A 15820-nucleotide genomic window follows, 5' to 3' on the forward strand; every position below is an offset into this window, starting at 1 on the left:
CGCGTGGCGAAAGATTTTCAACGCGTCGTTAAGACAGCAAGGGGAAATGCGTGAATACTCGCAACCCCGCGAAGCGGCTAGTCTTTCGCCAGCTAGACAGGAGACAAAGTATGTCCGATTTCGCCGTCATCTGGGATTGGCTGGCCTTTGCCATCCGATGGACGCATGTCGTCACCGCCATCTGCTGGATCGGCTCGTCCTTCTATTTCGTCGCGCTCGACCTGGGTCTGCGCAAGGTGCCGGGCCTGCCGGCCGGAGCGCATGGCGAGGAATGGCAGGTCCATGGCGGCGGCTTCTACCATATCCAGAAATACCTGGTCGCCCCCGAGCGCATGCCCGAGCACCTGATCTGGTTCAAATGGGAAAGCTACATGACCTGGATCTCGGGGGCGGCGCTCCTGATGGTCACCTACTGGGTCGGATCCGAGCTGTTCCTGATCGACCCCGCCAAGATGGAGCTGGCGCCCTGGCAGGCGATCCTGATCTCGGCCGGTTCGCTCTCGATCGGCTGGCTGGTCTATACCAACCTGTGCAAGTCCAAGCTGGGCGAGACGCCGACGCTGCTGATGCTGCTCTTGTTCGTTCTGCTGATGGCCATGGGCTGGGGCTACAACCAGGTCTTCACCGGCCGCGCGGTCATGCTGCACCTGGGCGCCTTCACCGCCACGATCATGACGGCGAACGTGTTCTTCATCATCATGCCGAACCAGCGCATCGTCGTCGCCGACCTCAAGGCCGGGCGTCCCGCCGATCCGAAATACGGCAAGATCGCCAAGCTGCGCTCGACGCATAACAACTACCTGACCCTGCCGGTGGTGTTCCTGATGCTGTCGAACCACTACCCGCTGGCCTTCGCCACCGAATACAACTGGATCATCGCCGGGCTGATCTTCCTGATGGGCGTGACGATCCGCCACTTCTTCAACACCATGCATGCCGGCGGCGGCATGAAATGGTGGACCTGGGCGATCACCACGATCCTGTTCATCATCGTCATGTGGCTTTCGACCGCGCCGATGTTCCGCCAGACGCTCGAGGAATCCGAGGCCCGCGTCCTGACCCCCACCCAGCAGGCCATGGTCGACGCGCCCGGCTGGGAGGACGCCTACAACGCCGTCATGGGCCGCTGCTCGATGTGCCACGCCAGGGAGCCCTCGTATGAGGGCATCCATACCGCGCCCAAGGGCGTGCTGCTGGAAACCCCCGACGATATCACCCGCGCCGCGCGGGAAATCTACATCCAGGCCGGCGTGACCAACGCCATGCCGCCCGCCAATGTCAGCTTCATGGAACCCGAGGAGCGCCAGGCGATCATGGACTGGTATCGCGGCCTGCCCAAGACCTTCGCACTGAACTGACCCCCGACGGCTTGAGCCTGCCGCGCCGCCGCCCTATGCTCGGGGCGGCCTTGTCATGTCAGGAGCGCCCTTGCCCGCCACCGTTCAGCTTCTGGCCTTCGCGGCCATCGCGCTTGGCATGGTGCTCACCCCGGGACCAAACATGATCTATCTGGTTTCGCGCGCCATCTGCCAAGGCCCGCGGGCGGGATTGATCTCTTTGGCCGGGATAGCACTCGGCTTCGTCTTCTACATGCTTTGCGCGGCCTTCGGCATCACCGCCCTGGTGCTGGCGGTGCCCTATGCCTATGACGCGCTGCGCATTGCCGGCGCCGGCTATCTGCTGTGGCTGGCCTGGCAGGCGGTCCGGCCCGGAGGGCCCTCGGCCTTCCAACTGCACGACCTGCCGCCGGACAGCCCGCGCCGGCTGCTCGCCATGGGCTTCTTCACCAACCTGCTCAACCCCAAGATCGCAGTGATGTATCTATCGCTGCTGCCGCAATTCATCCGCCCCGAGGCGGGCAGCGTGCTGACGCAATCCCTTGCGCTCGGCACGGTGCAGATCGCCGTCAGCGTCACCGTAAATGCGCTGATCGCGCTGACGGCAGGTCAGATCGCCGTCTTCCTGGCCGGCCGGCCGGCATGGCTGCTGGTCCAGCGCTGGTTGATGGGCACGGTGCTGGCCGGGCTGGCCCTGCGCATGCTTACCGAGGCGCGGCGCTGAACCCGCTCAGGCGAACACCCCCCGCACCTCGCGCGCGATGAAATCCGCGAACAGCCGCACCTTGGGATCCTGCAGGCGCCGATGCGGGGTCAGCACGCCGAATTGCGAGGGGATCGGCGGGTAATCCGGCAGCACCTCGACCAGCCGGCCCGAGGCCAGATGCTCGGCCACCTCGTAGCGGGGACGGTTGACGATCCCCCTGCCCCCCAGCGCCCAGCTGCTCAACACGTCGCCGTCATCGGCGTCGAACTTGCCGTTCACCAGCATCTTCTGCGGCCCCTCGGGAGTCTGCAGCACCCAGTAATATTCCGGGCTGCGCGGATAGCGCAGCAGCAGGCAATTATGCGCCGTCAGCTCCTCGGGGCGCTCGGGGCGGCCGTGCTGTTCCAGATAGCCCGGCGTCGCCACCAGCACCCGCCGGCATTCCGCGATCCGCCGCCATTTCAGCGCCGAATCCTGCGGCTCGCCCAGGAAGAAGGCCAGGTCGATCCCGTCGGCGATGATGTCCACGTTGCGGTCCGACAGCCGCAGCCGCACCTCGACGCCGGGATATTCGTCGCAGAATTTCGGCACCAGGGGCGCGATCAGCCGCCGGCCCAGGCCCAGGGGCGCCGTCACCCGCAAGGCGCCATGCGGCATGCCGGAAAAGCCCGAGACCACCGCCTCGGCCTCGTCCAGCGTCTCGATCACCCGGCGGGCATTGTCGTAGAAGGCCCGCCCCACCTCGGTCGGCACCAGCTTACGGGTGGTGCGGTTCAGAAGCCGCACCCCATAGCGCGTTTCCAGATCCTTGATCCGGTTCGAGGCCACCGCCGGCGACATGCGCAGGTCGCGCCCGCCGGCGGTGATCGAGCCCAGTTCGACCACACGAACGAAGACCCGCAGACTTTCAAGATATGGCATGGTCTCAACCCGCCTCTTTCAAGGAATCGCTGAAAGTCTTATGCTCAATCCGAGATTTCGCAAAGAGCAATTCGCATCTAGGCTTTCCCCATACCCAGCCATCCCGAGCGAGGACCGAATGGGCCACGAATTGCGCTTTCTACTGAACGACACCGAGATCCGCCTGACCGAGGCGGGCTCTCGCGACACGCTTCTGGACTTCCTGCGGCTCAACCGCCGCCTGACCGGCACCAAGGAGGGCTGCGCCGAAGGCGATTGCGGCGCCTGCACCGTGCTGGTCGGCCGCCTGCACCAGGGCCGGCTGCATTACGAGCCGATCAACGCCTGCATCCGCTTCCTGGCCTCGTGCCACGGCTGCCATGTCGTCACCGTCGAGCATCTGCGCGGCGCCGATGGCGGGCTGCACCCGGTCCAGGCCGCCATGGTCGAGCATCACGGCAGCCAGTGCGGCTTCTGCACGCCGGGCTTCGTCATGGCGCTTTACGGGCTGTGGATGCAAAACCCGCGCCCCGACATGCTGGCGATCGAAACGGCGCTGCAGGGCAACCTGTGCCGCTGCACCGGCTACGAGCCGATCGTGAAGGCGGCTTTCGCGGCCTCGGAAGCCGGCGGGCAGCATATGGACGCGCTGACCGTCGAGCGCGACCGCGTCACCGCCGCCCTGCAAGCCATCCCGGCCGAGCGGGTCGAGGTCTCGCGCGGCGAGGACCGCGCCATCCTGCCGGCCAACGCCGCCGACCTGGCGCAGGTGCTGGCCGCACATCCGAACGCGACCATCGTCGCCGGCGCCACCGACGTGGGCCTGTGGGTGACGAAATTCCTGCGCAACATCTCTCCCGCCGTGTTCATCGGCCATCTGCAGGATCTCAAGCAGATCGAGCTTGCCGAGGGGCGCGTCACCATCGGCGCCGGCGTGACCTATACCGAGTTCGAGCCCTTCCTGCGCCAGCATTTCCCCGAGGCGGTGGATTACTGGCTGCGCATCGGCGGCTGGCAGGTCAGGAACGCCGGCACCATCGGCGGCAACGTGGCCAACGGCTCGCCCATCGGCGAGACGCCGCCCTTGCTGATCGCGCTGGGGGCCACGCTGCGGCTGCGCAGCGCCGAGGGCACGCGCGAACTGCCCATCGAGGATTACTTCATCGAATACGGCAAGCAGGACCGCCGCCCCGGCGAGTTCGTGGAATCGATCACCGTGCCCCTGAAGGGCGAGGCGAAGATCGCCGCCTACAAGGTCTCCAAGCGCCACCATGCCGATATCACCGCCTCGGCCGCCGCCTTCCGGGTCGAGACCGACGGCGCCACGATCATCGACGCCCGCGTCGCCTTCGGCGGCATGGCGGGCACGCCCAAGCGCGCCGGCCATGCCGAGGCGGCGCTGAAGGGCCAGCCCTTCACCGCCGAAACCTTCGAGGCCGCTGCGCGCGCGGTCGCCAACGACTTCCAGCCGCTCAGTGACTGGCGGGCCAGCAAGGAATATCGCCAGCAACTCGCCGCCAACTTCTTCCGCCGCTTCTGGCTTGAACAGTCCGGCGCGGAACACCGCCTGAGGAGGGCCGAATGAAACAGGACGTCTTCGTCAAGGGCGCCGCCCATACGCCCATCATCCACGATTCCGCGATCAAGCACGTCACCGGCGCCGCCGACTATACCGACGACCTGCTGGAGCCTGTCGGCACGCTGCACGGCTATCTGGGGCTTTCCTCGGTCGCGCATGGCCGGATCACGGCGATGGACCTCGACGCGGTGCGCAAGGCACCGGGCGTCCATGCCGTGCTGACGGCCGAGGACATTCCCGGCCATAACGACATCTCGCCCACCGGCCTGCATGACGAGCCGGTCTTCGCCTTCCCCGAGGTGCAGTTCGTCGGCCAGCCGATCTTTGCCGTGGTGGCCGAGACCCGCGACCAGGCCCGCCGTGCCTGCCAGCTGGCACGCGTGGAATACGAGGAACTGCCCTTCGCCATCGACGCCATCTCGGCCCGCGATGCCGGCATGGGCTATGTCACCAAGCCGCTGAAGCTCAAGCGCGGCGACATGGCCGGGATGGAGCGCGCGCCCCGCAAGCTGTCGGGCCGGCTGACCGTCGGCGGGCAGGAGCATTTCTACCTGGAAAGCCAGATCGCCTTCGCCATCCCTGGCGAGGATGACGAGGTGATCGTCAACACCTCGACCCAGCACCCCAGCGAGGTGCAGCACATGGTCGCCCATGTTCTGGGCGTGCCGTCGAACGCGGTGGTGGTGAACGTGCGCCGAATGGGCGGCGGCTTCGGCGGCAAGGAATCGCAGATGAACGGCTTCTGCGCCATCGCCGCCCTGGCCGCGAAGAAGCTGAAACGCGCCGTCAAGATCCGCCCCGACCGCGACGACGATTTCCAGATCACCGGCAAGCGCCATGATTTCGTCATCGACTATGCGGTGGGCTTCGACGAGACCGGCAGGATTCATGCCGTCGACGCCGATTTCTACGCCCGCTGCGGCTTTTCCTCGGACCTGTCCGGCCCGGTGACCGACCGGGCGCTGTTCCATGCCGACAACGCCTATTACTACCCGGCGGTCGAGCTGCGCAGCCATCCGATGAAGACCAACACCTGCTCGAACACCGCCTTCCGCGGCTTCGGCGGCCCGCAAGGGGTGGTCATGGCCGAGCGCATCGTCGAGGACATCGCCTATCAGCTCGGCCGCGACCCGCTGGAGATCCGCAAGCTGAACCTCTACCAGAACGGCCAGTTGACCCCCTATCACCAGGAGGTCGAGGACCAGATCCTGCCGCGCATCTTCGAGGAGCTGGAGGCCAGCAGCGACTACCACGCCCGCCGCCAGGCGGTGCTGGATTTCAACGCCCGCGCCCAGGAACAGGGCGGCGCGATCCGCAAGGGCATCGCCCTGACCCCGGTCAAGTTCGGCATCAGCTTCACCGCCACCTGGTACAACCAGGCCGGCGCACTGATCCACATCTATTCCGACGGCTCGGTCCACCTGAACCACGGCGGCACCGAGATGGGCCAGGGCCTGAACACCAAGGTGGCGCAGGTGGTGGCCGAGGCGCTGGGGATCAGCATCGACCGCATCAGGATCACCAAGACCACGACCGAGAAGGTGCCCAACACCTCGGCCACCGCCGCCTCGTCGGGCTCGGACCTGAACGGCATGGCGGCGCTGGACGCCTGCCGGCAATTGATCGAGCGGCTGACCGCCTTCGCCGCCGAGGCCAAGGGCGTGCCGCCGGAACTGGTCAGCATCGGCGAGACGGTGCAGATCGGCACCGAGGAAATGCCCTTCGCAGAGTTCATCAGGACCGCCTATCTGGCGCGGATCCAGCTGTCGGCGGCCGGCTTCTACAAGACGCCAAAGATCCACTGGAACCGCGACACCGGACAGGGCCGGCCGTTCTATTACTTCGCCTATGGCGCCGCCTGCTCCGAGGTCTCGGTCGACACGCTGACCGGCGAATATGTGATCGAGCGCGCCGACGTGCTGCATGACGTGGGCCGCAGCCTGAATCCCGCGCTGGACAAGGGCCAGGTCGAGGGCGCCTTCGTGCAGGGCACCGGCTGGCTGACCAGCGAGGAGCTCTGGTGGGACCAGAAGGGCCGGCTGCGCACCCACGCCCCCTCGACCTACAAGATCCCGCTGGCCTCGGACCGGCCCAAGGTCTTCAACGTCGCGTTGGCCGACTGGTCGGTGAACCGCGAGGCGACGATCAAGCGCTCCAAGGCCGTGGGCGAGCCGCCCTTCATGCTGGGCATCAGCGTGTTCCAGGCGCTGAACATGGCGGTGGCGAGCTTCAACGGCTACCGCGAAAACCCGCGCATCGACGCGCCCGCCACCCCCGAGCGCGTGCTGATGGCCATCGAACGGCTGCGGCGATGATCCGGGTCGAGATCACCCGCACGCGCGGCTCCTCGCCGCGCGAGAAAGGGGCGGCGATGGTCGTCACCCCCGAGGGATTGACCGGCACCATCGGCGGCGGCCAGCTGGAATACATGGCCATCGACCGCGCCCGGCAGATGCTGGCCCGCGGCGAGGCATCCGCCCGCATGGACGTGCCCCTGGGCCCCGAGATCGGCCAATGCTGCGGCGGAAGGGTCGAGCTTACCCTGACCCGCGTGGCCGAAGCCCCCGCCGGCCCCGAGCATCCGCAGGTGCTGATCTTCGGCGCCGGCCATGTCGGCCGGGCGCTGTCCCGCGCCCTGGCGCTTCTGCCGCTGCGCCCGATCCTGATCGACCAGCGCGCAAGCGAACTCCGGCAGGCGACAGGCGAGACCCGCCTGACCCCCCTGCCCGAGGCCGAGATCCGCAGCGCCCCCTTCGGCACCAGCCACATCATCGTCACCCATGACCATGCGCTCGACTTCCTGCTGGCGGCCGAGGCGCTGCGCCGGATGGACGCACCCTATATCGGCATGATCGGCAGCCGCACGAAACTGGCGCAGTTCCGCCGCTTCGCCCGCGCCCAGGGGCTCGACACCGACCGGCTGACCTGCCCCATCGGCGCCGGCTATTCGCGCGACAAGCGCCCCGAGGTCATCGCCGCCTTCACCGCCGCCGAGATCATCGGCCGGCTGACCCAGCCAACTTCTTCGTTCCAGAAATACCCATGCGACAGCTGATCCGGGGGCGCACGCTCTCCTTCCACGCCGACCCCGTGGAAACCGAAAACGCCTTCACCTACCACGAGGACGGCGCCGTCATCACCGAGAACGGCAAGATCGCCGCCATCGGCGACTATGCCGCGCTGCGCGACCCCGCCCTGCCGGAAATCGACCACCGCCCGCACCTGATCCTGCCGGGCTTCATCGACACGCATATCCATTTCCCGCAGGTCCAGGTGATCGCCAGCTGGGGGGCGCAGCTGCTCGACTGGCTCAACACCTATACCTTCCCCGAGGAATCGCGCTTCGCCCAGCAGGGCCACGCCCCGGCCATGGCGGAAAAATTTCTCGACCTGCTGCTTTCGCACGGCACCACCACCGCCGTGGCCTTCTGCTCGGTGCATCCGCAATCGGCCGAGGCGCTGTTCTCGGCCGCCGAGGCGCGGGGCATGGCGATGGTGGCCGGCAAGGTGATGATGGACCGCAATGCCCCCGAGGCGGTGCTGGACACCCCGCAGCAGGGCTATGACGACAGCAAGGCGCTGATCGCCCGATGGCACGGCCGCGGCCGCCAGCGCTATGCCATCACCCCGCGTTTCGCCATCACCTCGACGCCCGAGCAGATGGAGATGACCGGGCAACTGGTGCGCGAACATCCCGACTGCCACATCCAGACGCATCTCAGCGAGAACAAGGACGAGATCGCCTTCACGCTCAGCCTCTATCCGCAGGCGCGCGACTATCTCGACATCTACGAGACCTATGGCCTCTTGTCCGAAAAGCTACTGCTCGGCCATTCCATCCACCTGGAACCGCGCGAGATCGCCCGCATGGCCGAGACCGGCTCGCGCGCGGTGTTCTGCCCGACCTCGAACCTGTTCCTCGGCTCGGGCCTCTTCGACGAGGCGGGGCTGCGCGCCGCGGGCGTGGTCAGCGGCATCGCCACCGACGTCGGCGGCGGCACCAGCTATTCCATGCTGCAGACCCTGAACGAGGGCTACAAGATCCTGCAGCTGCGCGGCCAGAAGCTGCATCCCTTCGCCGCCTTCCACTGGATCACCCGCGGCAATGCGCTGGCGCTCGGCATGGCCGACCGCATCGGCACGCTGGAGCCCGGCAGCGATGCCGACCTGGTGGTGCTCGACAGCCGCGCCACGCCGGCGATGGCGCTGCGCATGGACCGGGCCGAGACCCTGGCCGAGGAGCTTTTCATCCTGCAGATCCTCGGCGACGACCGCGCGATTGCCCAGACCTATGTGGCGGGGAAACCGATGTTCGGCTGAGGCGGGGCGCGTGTTGCTGCCAAAGAGATGAAACGGTCGTGAAACGCCTGCCTATCGGTCGCCGTCAACCGCACCTGATCGCCGCCACGCGGCCCATGGATCCGACGAAAGGGCAAGCCCATCCGCCGGATGAACGTCGCCAGTTCGGCAATGCGCAGCCCTTCAGAACTGGCGAAGACAGCCAGAGAAACCACCTCGCCCTCCTGTCCGACATGGCCGAGATTGACCAGAACCGAGGCAAATCCGGATCGTTGCAGATACGTCCCCACCCGAGGCAAACGGCCATCCCGGATCCGTTCGATCACCTCGGGAACCGTCAGCTGCAACCTTGATGCGGCCTCCGCCAGGCTGCACCAGTCATGCATCCCACATAGACCGGCGCCGCGCCGACCAGCAGATCATCAATCAACCGCTGCGCCGCCAGCGGATCCCAGCGACCATGCGCGACTTCGATAAGAAGGCCCGAATCGCGCATTTCCGCAAAAACCCATGATGCCACGGACAGCGCCTTGCAGAACGCCGCCGCCGTCAGTCCATGGTTCAGTTGCTCGAGCACACCCTTTGCCGCGTCCTGGTCATAGATCCGCCAGGTGATCGGCAGCCTGGACGGGATCTCGAGCCCCGCAGCCTCCAGAGTCGTGATGACTTCGGTATCCGGTCTTTGCAGCAGGCACGCGGTTTCTCGAACAGAACACAGGGTCCGTTGCAGCACCGGCTCGCCCAGCACTTCATCGCCGGGCGCAAACGGCCAGGTTTCACGGATATGCTGCTGCAAGATGGCACGGAAAGGCTGCAGCTCCACCGGGCAAGGATCAGCGACGAGAAGATCATAGAGCCCGCCAAAGATCTTGCGCGGCCCCTCATCGGGCCCACCCATCAGATGCTGCAGGTCAGTCAGCGCGCCGCGGAGCGTCGCCTCACCTTCAACGCAGAGGAAATAGCCCACCTGGCATGGCGACCAATCCAGATCCGCAGGCAGACGGCGCCATTTGGATAGCTGCGTCGCCATCGCCGCGCAGCCAAGTTGCGCGCAGACCTGCGCGGCTGCGAAAAGATCGAACCGATCAAGCCAGCCTGCCCTGCTCACCTGTCCGTTGAGCCTTGCGAAAAAACCACCGCTCGAACTCGGATACGTCTCGTTGTGCAGGGAGCGTTTCGTCGCGCAGCTCCAGCTCTGGCAGTCGGCTCGCCACATCGTGTCGGTCCAGTTCGTCCTGCACCGCCCAGAGCGTAATCAACGGTCGTCGATGCTCGGGGCAGATCATGACGAAGGGCAAGGACCAGATACCGAGCAACCCAGGCTGAATCTGTAGGCAGTCGGGACAGCCGCGGACAAGCCTGCCGCCGACCATACGCGACGGAAAGCGCACATCGCCAAACCAGGCATCATCGCCTTGAAACCGCAGCGTCCCGGCACCAATCTCCGCAACCGGGATTCCGGACAGCGCGGCCAATCTCTGAAGCGCAACATCCTCTCCAGCCAACAGATCAGAAGGCTTTATCCCCATGTCCCGCAGGAACTCGCGCAACGGCACGTAGTTCGCCCGCGCGAGGCGTGAAGCCAGCGATGCTGCGCTTTCGCCGGGGTTGGGTGACACGGAGAGAGGAAGCTTCGTTATCTCAGCTGCATAATTGGCCAGGTTTCAGAGCGCCACCTCGTAGCAAGGAAAGTTAACATGTCTCCTGCGGTCAGCGCGCTGTTGTCACTGAGATTAAGCAGCCGCTCGAACAGCCGGCCACGTTCGCACCCTTTGCTGGCTTGGGCTAACCGACTTCACGGACGCCAGTGACCATGACCGGATCGATACACATCTCGCTCCCCAGACAGCAGCGCACCCGCTACGACAAAACCGCAGGCAGCTTCCTCGGCTTCGTCAACCTCGCCTGCATCAGGCTATGGCTGCGCCAGTGTCAACATAACCTACTGATATGGTTCGGCAAGAACCTGGTCTGGCTTGCCCCGAAGGCTGGTCGCAACGGCCGGCCGCCGGTGTTCAGCGATGCAGCGATCCGATTCTGCTTGACGGTGACGGTCCTGTTCGGGCGGCCGCTGCGGCAAACGACAGGGATCGTGGCAAGTATCCTGTCGATGGCCGGTCTCGACTGGGCCGTTCCCGACTTTTCCACCCTGAGCCGCAGGCAAAAAGCCATAGAGGTGCAGATAACGCATCGCCGTGCGCCGGGCCCGCCGAACCTGCTTGTCGACAGCGCGGAAATCAAGTTCCTGGGCGATGGGGAATGGCTGGCCCGCAAGCACGGCACACCGGCCTTGATCAGGCTGGTCGCGATCGGGCGGCAGGGAGAGCCGGACTTCAGACGCGCGCAAATATCTTCCAAGATCGCCCGCCGATGCATCGGATACTGCCGCGTCGTCAGGTGGACGAGCCCGTCAAGCCCGGCCGCCCTGGCTTCGTTGAACAGTTCCAGTGCATGGGCGCAGCTGTTGACGATGATCATGCCCTGCGGCGTGTCGCGCAGCGCCTCGATCGGCGCGGTATCATCCGTCTCGCCGCCCTGCACGATCCGGGCGCGGCACAGGCGGCGGGCCAGTTCCTCGGGGTCGGGCGCCAGTTCGCGGCCCTCCAGCGGCAAGCCGCCCCGCCTCAATTGGCGACTGTCGAAAGCGGATTGCGTCGCCGTGCACCGCACCACCGAACAGCCGCAATGCGTGCAGAACATGTCGATCATCCGCAGCGCCGGCGTCAGCAGCTTGCGCGGCAGGGATTGCGCCTCATCCAGCGCGATCACCGAGCCGGCGATGTTGTGCAACTTGCGGCAGCGCGAGGGGCACGCGGCGAAAAGGCTTTCGAAAAGCTGCCCATTGGTGGAGACCACCAGAGGCGCGGCGCAATCCTCCATGGCAAGGCACCGCTTATCTTTTCCCTCCCGCCCTTTCGGGTCGGTTTTCTCATCGCCGATGGCCGAATGGTGATCCAGCACCGCATCGCCGAAAAGTTCGCGGAAGATGGCGGCCGTCTGGGAGACGATGGAAGTGTATGGAATTGGTATATATTTCTGCAATGCCCATGATACGCCGCATGGTCCGGCGCGAAGCCCGGCGAGGCCAACGTCTTGCCCCCGCCGGCAGGCATAGCCAAGGTGAAAAGCCCCGGCGCCATGGCGGCCCCCTGCCGGACATGGGTCAGAATATCTGCGCGTGGACGGTGATCGGGCCAGAGCCGTCGAATTTCACCTTATACGCGTTGAAAACCTGTCTCCAGCCCGGCAACAGGTCTGCCAGGGCCTGCCATCCAGCCCGGCATGGAAGGTCTCGGTATCGCGGAAATCCGCATCGCCCAGGCAGGAAAACCCATGCGCGCGGTGACCGACAGGTCGAAGCCGCAGGATGCCGGGCGCATGAGCGCGGCCAGTTCCCTGGCCATCGAACCGAAATCGGGACTGGCCGCAGCCGAGATTTCCGGCGCGATCGGGTCGTGGAAAGCCTCGAGCCGGCGCTCCATGCTGCCCTCGGCACCATGGCGGTCGGGCAAGTCGCGTGATGGCCCAGGATGGCATAGCCGATCACCTCGGAGACAGGCCGCAGGTCATCGGACGCCCGGGCGCGCAGCAGCGCAGCGCCGGCTGTCGAGTGATCCACCCGCACATTCTCGCCGGCCAGCACGCGGCTGCGCGGGGCACCAGCCGCCATCGCCGGACCACGCAGCGACGATGACCGTTCCGGCCCATCCGGCACAGCGGGTCCGCATGAGCCGGCCGCAGCAGCAGGAAAGCGCATCGGACAGACCGCGATCGCACGCCGGCAGCGGCGCCTCGGCCCCTCGATTCCGAACGTGCAACCTTACGCTGCATCTGCTAGACTGCCGGTCGAGGACGGTTCGGCTCGGTATCTTCGCGGGCGGGGCCGGGTTCTCCGGCCGTTGCCTCGCCCGGTTCCGGGCCCTCCAGGAAGGGAGGAGCAGCCATGCACCGAGAGACGATTGGAAACCCGCTGAGCTGGAGCGCGCAGAAACTGGCCGGCATCGGCCGCAGCGCCGGGGCGGCGGTGGATGGGATCGGCAGCCACGAGATGACCCTGCCCGGGGTCAGGCAGATCGGCCTGGCCGATATTCGCGCGGCGCTGCGCAAGGGCGTTCAGGATTTCGCCGCGCTACGCACCGACGTGATCACCGCGGTGGCGCTCTATCCGGTGATCGGCTTCGTCCTGGCCGCCTGGGCGTTCAACGCCGGGCAAGTGCATCTGCTGTTTCCGCTGGCGGCGGGCTTTCCGCTGGTCGGACCGGTGGCGGCGATCGGCCTTTACGAGATGAGCCGGCGGCGCGAGCGGGGCGAAGACACCAATTGGGGCGCGGTGCTGGCCACGCTGCGCGGCCGGGTGCTGGGCCCGGTGCTGACACTGGGCTGCCTTCTGGCGGTGATCTTCGCCTTCTGGGTCATCGCCGCGCATGCGATCTGGGCCGCCACCCTGGGACCCGAACCCTATGACAGCCTGCGGGTCTTCCTGCGCGACACCGTCACCACCAGCGCCGGCTGGACGATGATCCTGGCCGGGTTCGGCGTCGGCTTCGTCTTCGCGGCCGGGGTGCTTTGCGTCAGCCTGGTCTCCTTCCCGATGCTGATCGACCGGCCGGTGGGCGTGCCGGTGGCGCTGGCGACCTCGCTTGCCGTGGCGCGCCGCAACCCCGGGACGACGGCGCTCTGGGGGCTGATCGTCGCGGTCGCGCTGCTGCTGGGGACGATCCCGCTATTCGCCGGGCTGATCGTGGTGCTGCCCATCCTCGGCCATGCGACATGGCACCTCTATCGCCGGGCGGTGGTCTAGCGTCCGACAGGAAAGCCGGGGCGCGGCCGGCCCGGCGCTTCCGGGCGGGGCATGTCCGGATGGGCGAGCCGAAGGCTGAGCGCAGCAACGACCCGGGATGCGCCGCCAATCCCCACAGGTGCCGCTTGCGCCATCGCAGCCCTGATCGCCGCAGAATTTTCCGGCGGGAGTCCGATATCGGCCTCGGCGCCCAAATTAACCAATAACAATTACCGATTCATAATGTCGCTTCACAAAACTTGACCGAATGCGGATGATTCCCCTACCCCTCGGCGCTGGTTCGTTGCGAAGGGGAGGAACCATGTTGGAGGCGGTCCCGGAATACCGGGGCATCCTGGGGGTCACCGGCGCCGATTGCCATGCGGTCGGCAACAAGATCATCTCGGCCGTGCTGGGCCGGAACGGCATCGAGGTGGTGAACCTGGGCGTCATGGTCAGCCAGGACGAGTTCATCCAGGCCGCCATCGAGGAAAAGGCCGATGCCATCCTCGTCTCGTCGATCTATGGCCATGGCGAGATCGACTGCCAGGACATCCGCGCCCGCTGCGAGGAGCGCGGGCTGGGCGAGATCCTGCTTTATGTCGGCGGCAACCTTGTGATCGGCAAGCGCGCCTTCGCCGAGGTCGAGCAGCGCTTCCTCGAGATGGGCTTCGACGGGGTGTTCCCGCCGACCGTGCGGCTCGAGGATGTGGTGGATCTGCTGAAGTCCGACATCCGCGGGGAGTGTGCGATCTTTTGTGTATGACGGCTCTGATGCTGTAACCGCCCCCCGACGGCATCGACGTGCCAAGGTGGGATCGCAACAATCCGTATTGGGAGGCGGTCATGTCGGAGATTATCACGGTCGGACTGGATCTGGCGAAGAATGTGTTCCAGGTCCACGGTGCTGACAGCAAAGGCAGTGCTGTCTTACGCAAGAAGCTCAGACGGGCTCAGGTGTTTGAGTTCTTCGCCAAGTTGCCGCCCTGCCTGGTGGCGATGGAGGCCTGCGGTGGCGCGCATTTCTGGGGTCGGGAGCTGGCCAAGCTCGGCCACGACATCAAGCTCATCCCGCCCGCCTATGTGAAGCCCTTCATCAAGCGGCAAAAAAATGATGCGGCGGATGCCGAGGCGATCTGCGAGGCGGCGCAAAGACCGAACATGCGCTTTGTTCCCGTGAAGAGCGAGGAAACGCAAGGAGCGGCCAGCGTCTTCCGCGTCCGGGAGTTGCTCATCCGGCAGCGTACCCAGGCCATCAACGCGCTCCGCGGACATCTCACCGAGTATGGCTGGGTGGTGCCACAGGGTGCGACGAATGCCCGGCGCCTGGTTGCCCTCGTCGCGGATGAAGAATCGGGCCTGCCCGCCACGGCGCGGGCATCCCTGACGGTCCTGACTGAAACGCTTGTCCAGCTCGACGGTCAGATCGAGACCTTGGATGCCGAGATCGACCGGCGCGCCAAGACCGATGAAGTCGCCCGGCGCCTAATGACGATCCCTGGCATCGGCCCGTTGATCGCCACGGCCATCGCCACACTGGCTCCGCCGCTGGAAGCGTTCCGGAAGGGCCGAGACTTCGCGGCATGGCTTGGGCTCACGCCCAGGCAGCATTCGACGGGCGGAAAGCAACGGCTGGGAGCCACGACGAAGATGGGTGAGCGTTCCCTACGCCGGTTGCTGATCATCGGCGCCAACAGTGTCATCATCAAGCGCCATAGTCATGCGTCAGCGCGCGCCGGCACCTGGCTGGCAAGGATGCTGGAGCGCAAGCCGCCGATGCTGGTGCGCGTGGCCTTGGCCAACAAGATGGCGCGGATCGTCTGGGCGTTGATGAAGAGCGGAGAGGTCTACCGGGCTCCGGCCATGGCGGCGTAAAGTCCGTCAGCGGTCGCGAGGTCGTCGGAGCGGAGGAGGGCTGAGAGCAACTTGGCGCAACGGTCGCAAGACAAGGTCGGAAAACCAGAGCGCAACAGAGTGCCATCGAGCACGCGGCTTTGATTTGGTTCCGACCCGCGAACACCATGCGGGCCCGCGGCATGACTATGGCCGCATCACGAGGCCGGATACATGTCAGCACCCGACACCGCGCCAAATTGCTCCAAAACCCTCTTGCGCAAGGGGCGGTTATACATGTTGCACAAATCCCGTCAGGGATTCAGATCGTGAATCCAGGGTGGTAGCTGTGATGTATGAGCAGACCCACACCGCCAACCTACAGG

The 15820-nt window shown here is 66.0% G+C and carries 14 protein-coding genes and 2 pseudogenes; 11 read left to right on the plus strand and 5 right to left on the minus strand.

What is annotated here, in order from left to right; all coding sequences use genetic code 11:
- Positions 1-110 precede the first annotated feature (110 nt).
- On the plus strand, positions 111-1358 hold the full coding sequence (locus I9P22_RS12145; RefSeq protein WP_199259743.1) for a urate hydroxylase PuuD: 1248 nt from the start codon (positions 111-113) through the stop codon (positions 1356-1358).
- Between the two features lie 70 nt (positions 1359-1428).
- Entirely contained in the window at positions 1429-2061 is a 633-nt protein-coding gene (locus I9P22_RS12150; RefSeq protein WP_199259744.1) for a LysE family translocator, read from the plus strand.
- A 6-nt stretch (positions 2062-2067) separates the two neighbouring features.
- Here I9P22_RS12150 and I9P22_RS12155 read toward each other — a convergent pair whose 3' ends face one another.
- A complete protein-coding gene (locus tag I9P22_RS12155; RefSeq protein ID WP_199259745.1) occupies positions 2068-2964 on the minus strand; it encodes a LysR family transcriptional regulator in 897 nt (298 codons plus the stop codon).
- A 118-nt stretch (positions 2965-3082) separates the two neighbouring features.
- Here I9P22_RS12155 and xdhA point away from each other — a divergent pair, with 118 nt between their 5' ends.
- The 4 genes from xdhA to guaD are packed head-to-tail and all read left to right on the plus strand — an operon-like array spanning position 3083 to position 8842.
- Positions 3083-4528 carry a xanthine dehydrogenase small subunit gene (gene xdhA, locus I9P22_RS12160; RefSeq protein WP_199259746.1) on the plus strand — a complete coding sequence of 482 codons (1446 nt, stop codon included), beginning with the start codon at positions 3083-3085 and terminating at the stop codon, positions 4526-4528.
- Positions 4525-6837 (plus strand): xanthine dehydrogenase molybdopterin binding subunit, encoded by a 2313-nt coding sequence (xdhB, locus tag I9P22_RS12165; protein WP_199259747.1) that lies wholly within the window; start codon positions 4525-4527, stop codon positions 6835-6837. Before xdhA ends, xdhB begins: the two co-directional genes overlap by 4 nt.
- Positions 6834-7577: a xanthine dehydrogenase accessory protein XdhC gene (gene xdhC, locus I9P22_RS12170; protein ID WP_199259748.1), complete on the plus strand. Its 744-nt coding sequence runs from the start codon at positions 6834-6836 to the stop codon at positions 7575-7577. The genes xdhB and xdhC overlap by 4 nt, the downstream gene beginning before the upstream one ends.
- Positions 7565-8842 (plus strand): guanine deaminase, encoded by a 1278-nt coding sequence (gene guaD, locus I9P22_RS12175; RefSeq protein ID WP_199259749.1) that lies wholly within the window; start codon positions 7565-7567, stop codon positions 8840-8842. Before xdhC ends, guaD begins: the two co-directional genes overlap by 13 nt.
- On the opposite strand, the gene I9P22_RS12180 is transcribed toward guaD, so the two are convergent.
- Genes I9P22_RS12180 through I9P22_RS12190 form a run of 3 tightly spaced genes read right to left on the minus strand, consistent with a single transcriptional unit; the run spans position 8812 to position 10440 of the window.
- The gene (locus I9P22_RS12180) at positions 8812-9147 is read right to left on the minus strand and encodes a hypothetical protein (RefSeq protein ID WP_199259750.1); all 336 of its coding nucleotides are present in this window, start codon (positions 9145-9147) and stop codon (positions 8812-8814) included. The two genes, guaD and I9P22_RS12180, sit on opposite strands and share 31 nt — an antisense overlap.
- A gap of 11 nt (positions 9148-9158) precedes the next feature.
- Positions 9159-9929 (minus strand): hypothetical protein, encoded by a 771-nt coding sequence (locus I9P22_RS12185; RefSeq protein ID WP_199259751.1) that lies wholly within the window; start codon positions 9927-9929, stop codon positions 9159-9161.
- On the minus strand, positions 9907-10440 hold the full coding sequence (locus I9P22_RS12190; RefSeq protein WP_199259752.1) for a TniQ family protein: 534 nt from the start codon (positions 10438-10440) through the stop codon (positions 9907-9909). The genes I9P22_RS12185 and I9P22_RS12190 overlap by 23 nt, the downstream gene beginning before the upstream one ends.
- Before the next feature lie 224 nt (positions 10441-10664).
- Here I9P22_RS12190 and I9P22_RS24570 point away from each other — a divergent pair.
- Together I9P22_RS24570 and I9P22_RS12195 are read left to right on the plus strand one after the other, a co-directional pair.
- Positions 10665-10748, plus strand: a pseudogene (locus tag I9P22_RS24570) (IS5/IS1182 family transposase); the annotation flags it as partial.
- Positions 10749-10760: 12 nt separating this feature from the next.
- Positions 10761-11105: pseudogene (locus I9P22_RS12195) on the plus strand (transposase); the annotation flags it as partial.
- Between the two features lie 931 nt (positions 11106-12036).
- Here the strand turns inward: I9P22_RS12195 and I9P22_RS12200 are convergent.
- Positions 12037-12303, minus strand: a complete 267-nt coding sequence (locus I9P22_RS12200; protein ID WP_199259753.1) for a hypothetical protein — start codon at positions 12301-12303, stop codon at positions 12037-12039.
- Between the two features lie 461 nt (positions 12304-12764).
- On the opposite strand from I9P22_RS12200, the gene I9P22_RS12205 reads away from it, so the two are divergent.
- The 3 genes from I9P22_RS12205 to I9P22_RS12215 all read left to right on the plus strand — a co-directional run bounded on the left by I9P22_RS12205 (position 12765) and on the right by I9P22_RS12215 (position 15476).
- Positions 12765-13622 carry a DUF2189 domain-containing protein gene (locus I9P22_RS12205; protein ID WP_199259754.1) on the plus strand — a complete coding sequence of 286 codons (858 nt, stop codon included), beginning with the start codon at positions 12765-12767 and terminating at the stop codon, positions 13620-13622.
- Between the two features lie 301 nt (positions 13623-13923).
- A complete protein-coding gene (glmS, locus tag I9P22_RS12210) occupies positions 13924-14367 on the plus strand; it encodes a methylaspartate mutase subunit S (protein WP_199259755.1) in 444 nt (147 codons plus the stop codon).
- An 80-nt stretch (positions 14368-14447) separates the two neighbouring features.
- Positions 14448-15476: an IS110 family RNA-guided transposase gene (locus tag I9P22_RS12215; RefSeq protein WP_028710856.1), complete on the plus strand. Its 1029-nt coding sequence runs from the start codon at positions 14448-14450 to the stop codon at positions 15474-15476.
- Positions 15477-15820 lie beyond the last annotated feature (344 nt).

The sequence above is a fragment of the Paracoccus binzhouensis genome, assembly GCF_016446475.1.
Taxonomy (GTDB): domain Bacteria; phylum Pseudomonadota; class Alphaproteobacteria; order Rhodobacterales; family Rhodobacteraceae; genus Paracoccus; species Paracoccus binzhouensis.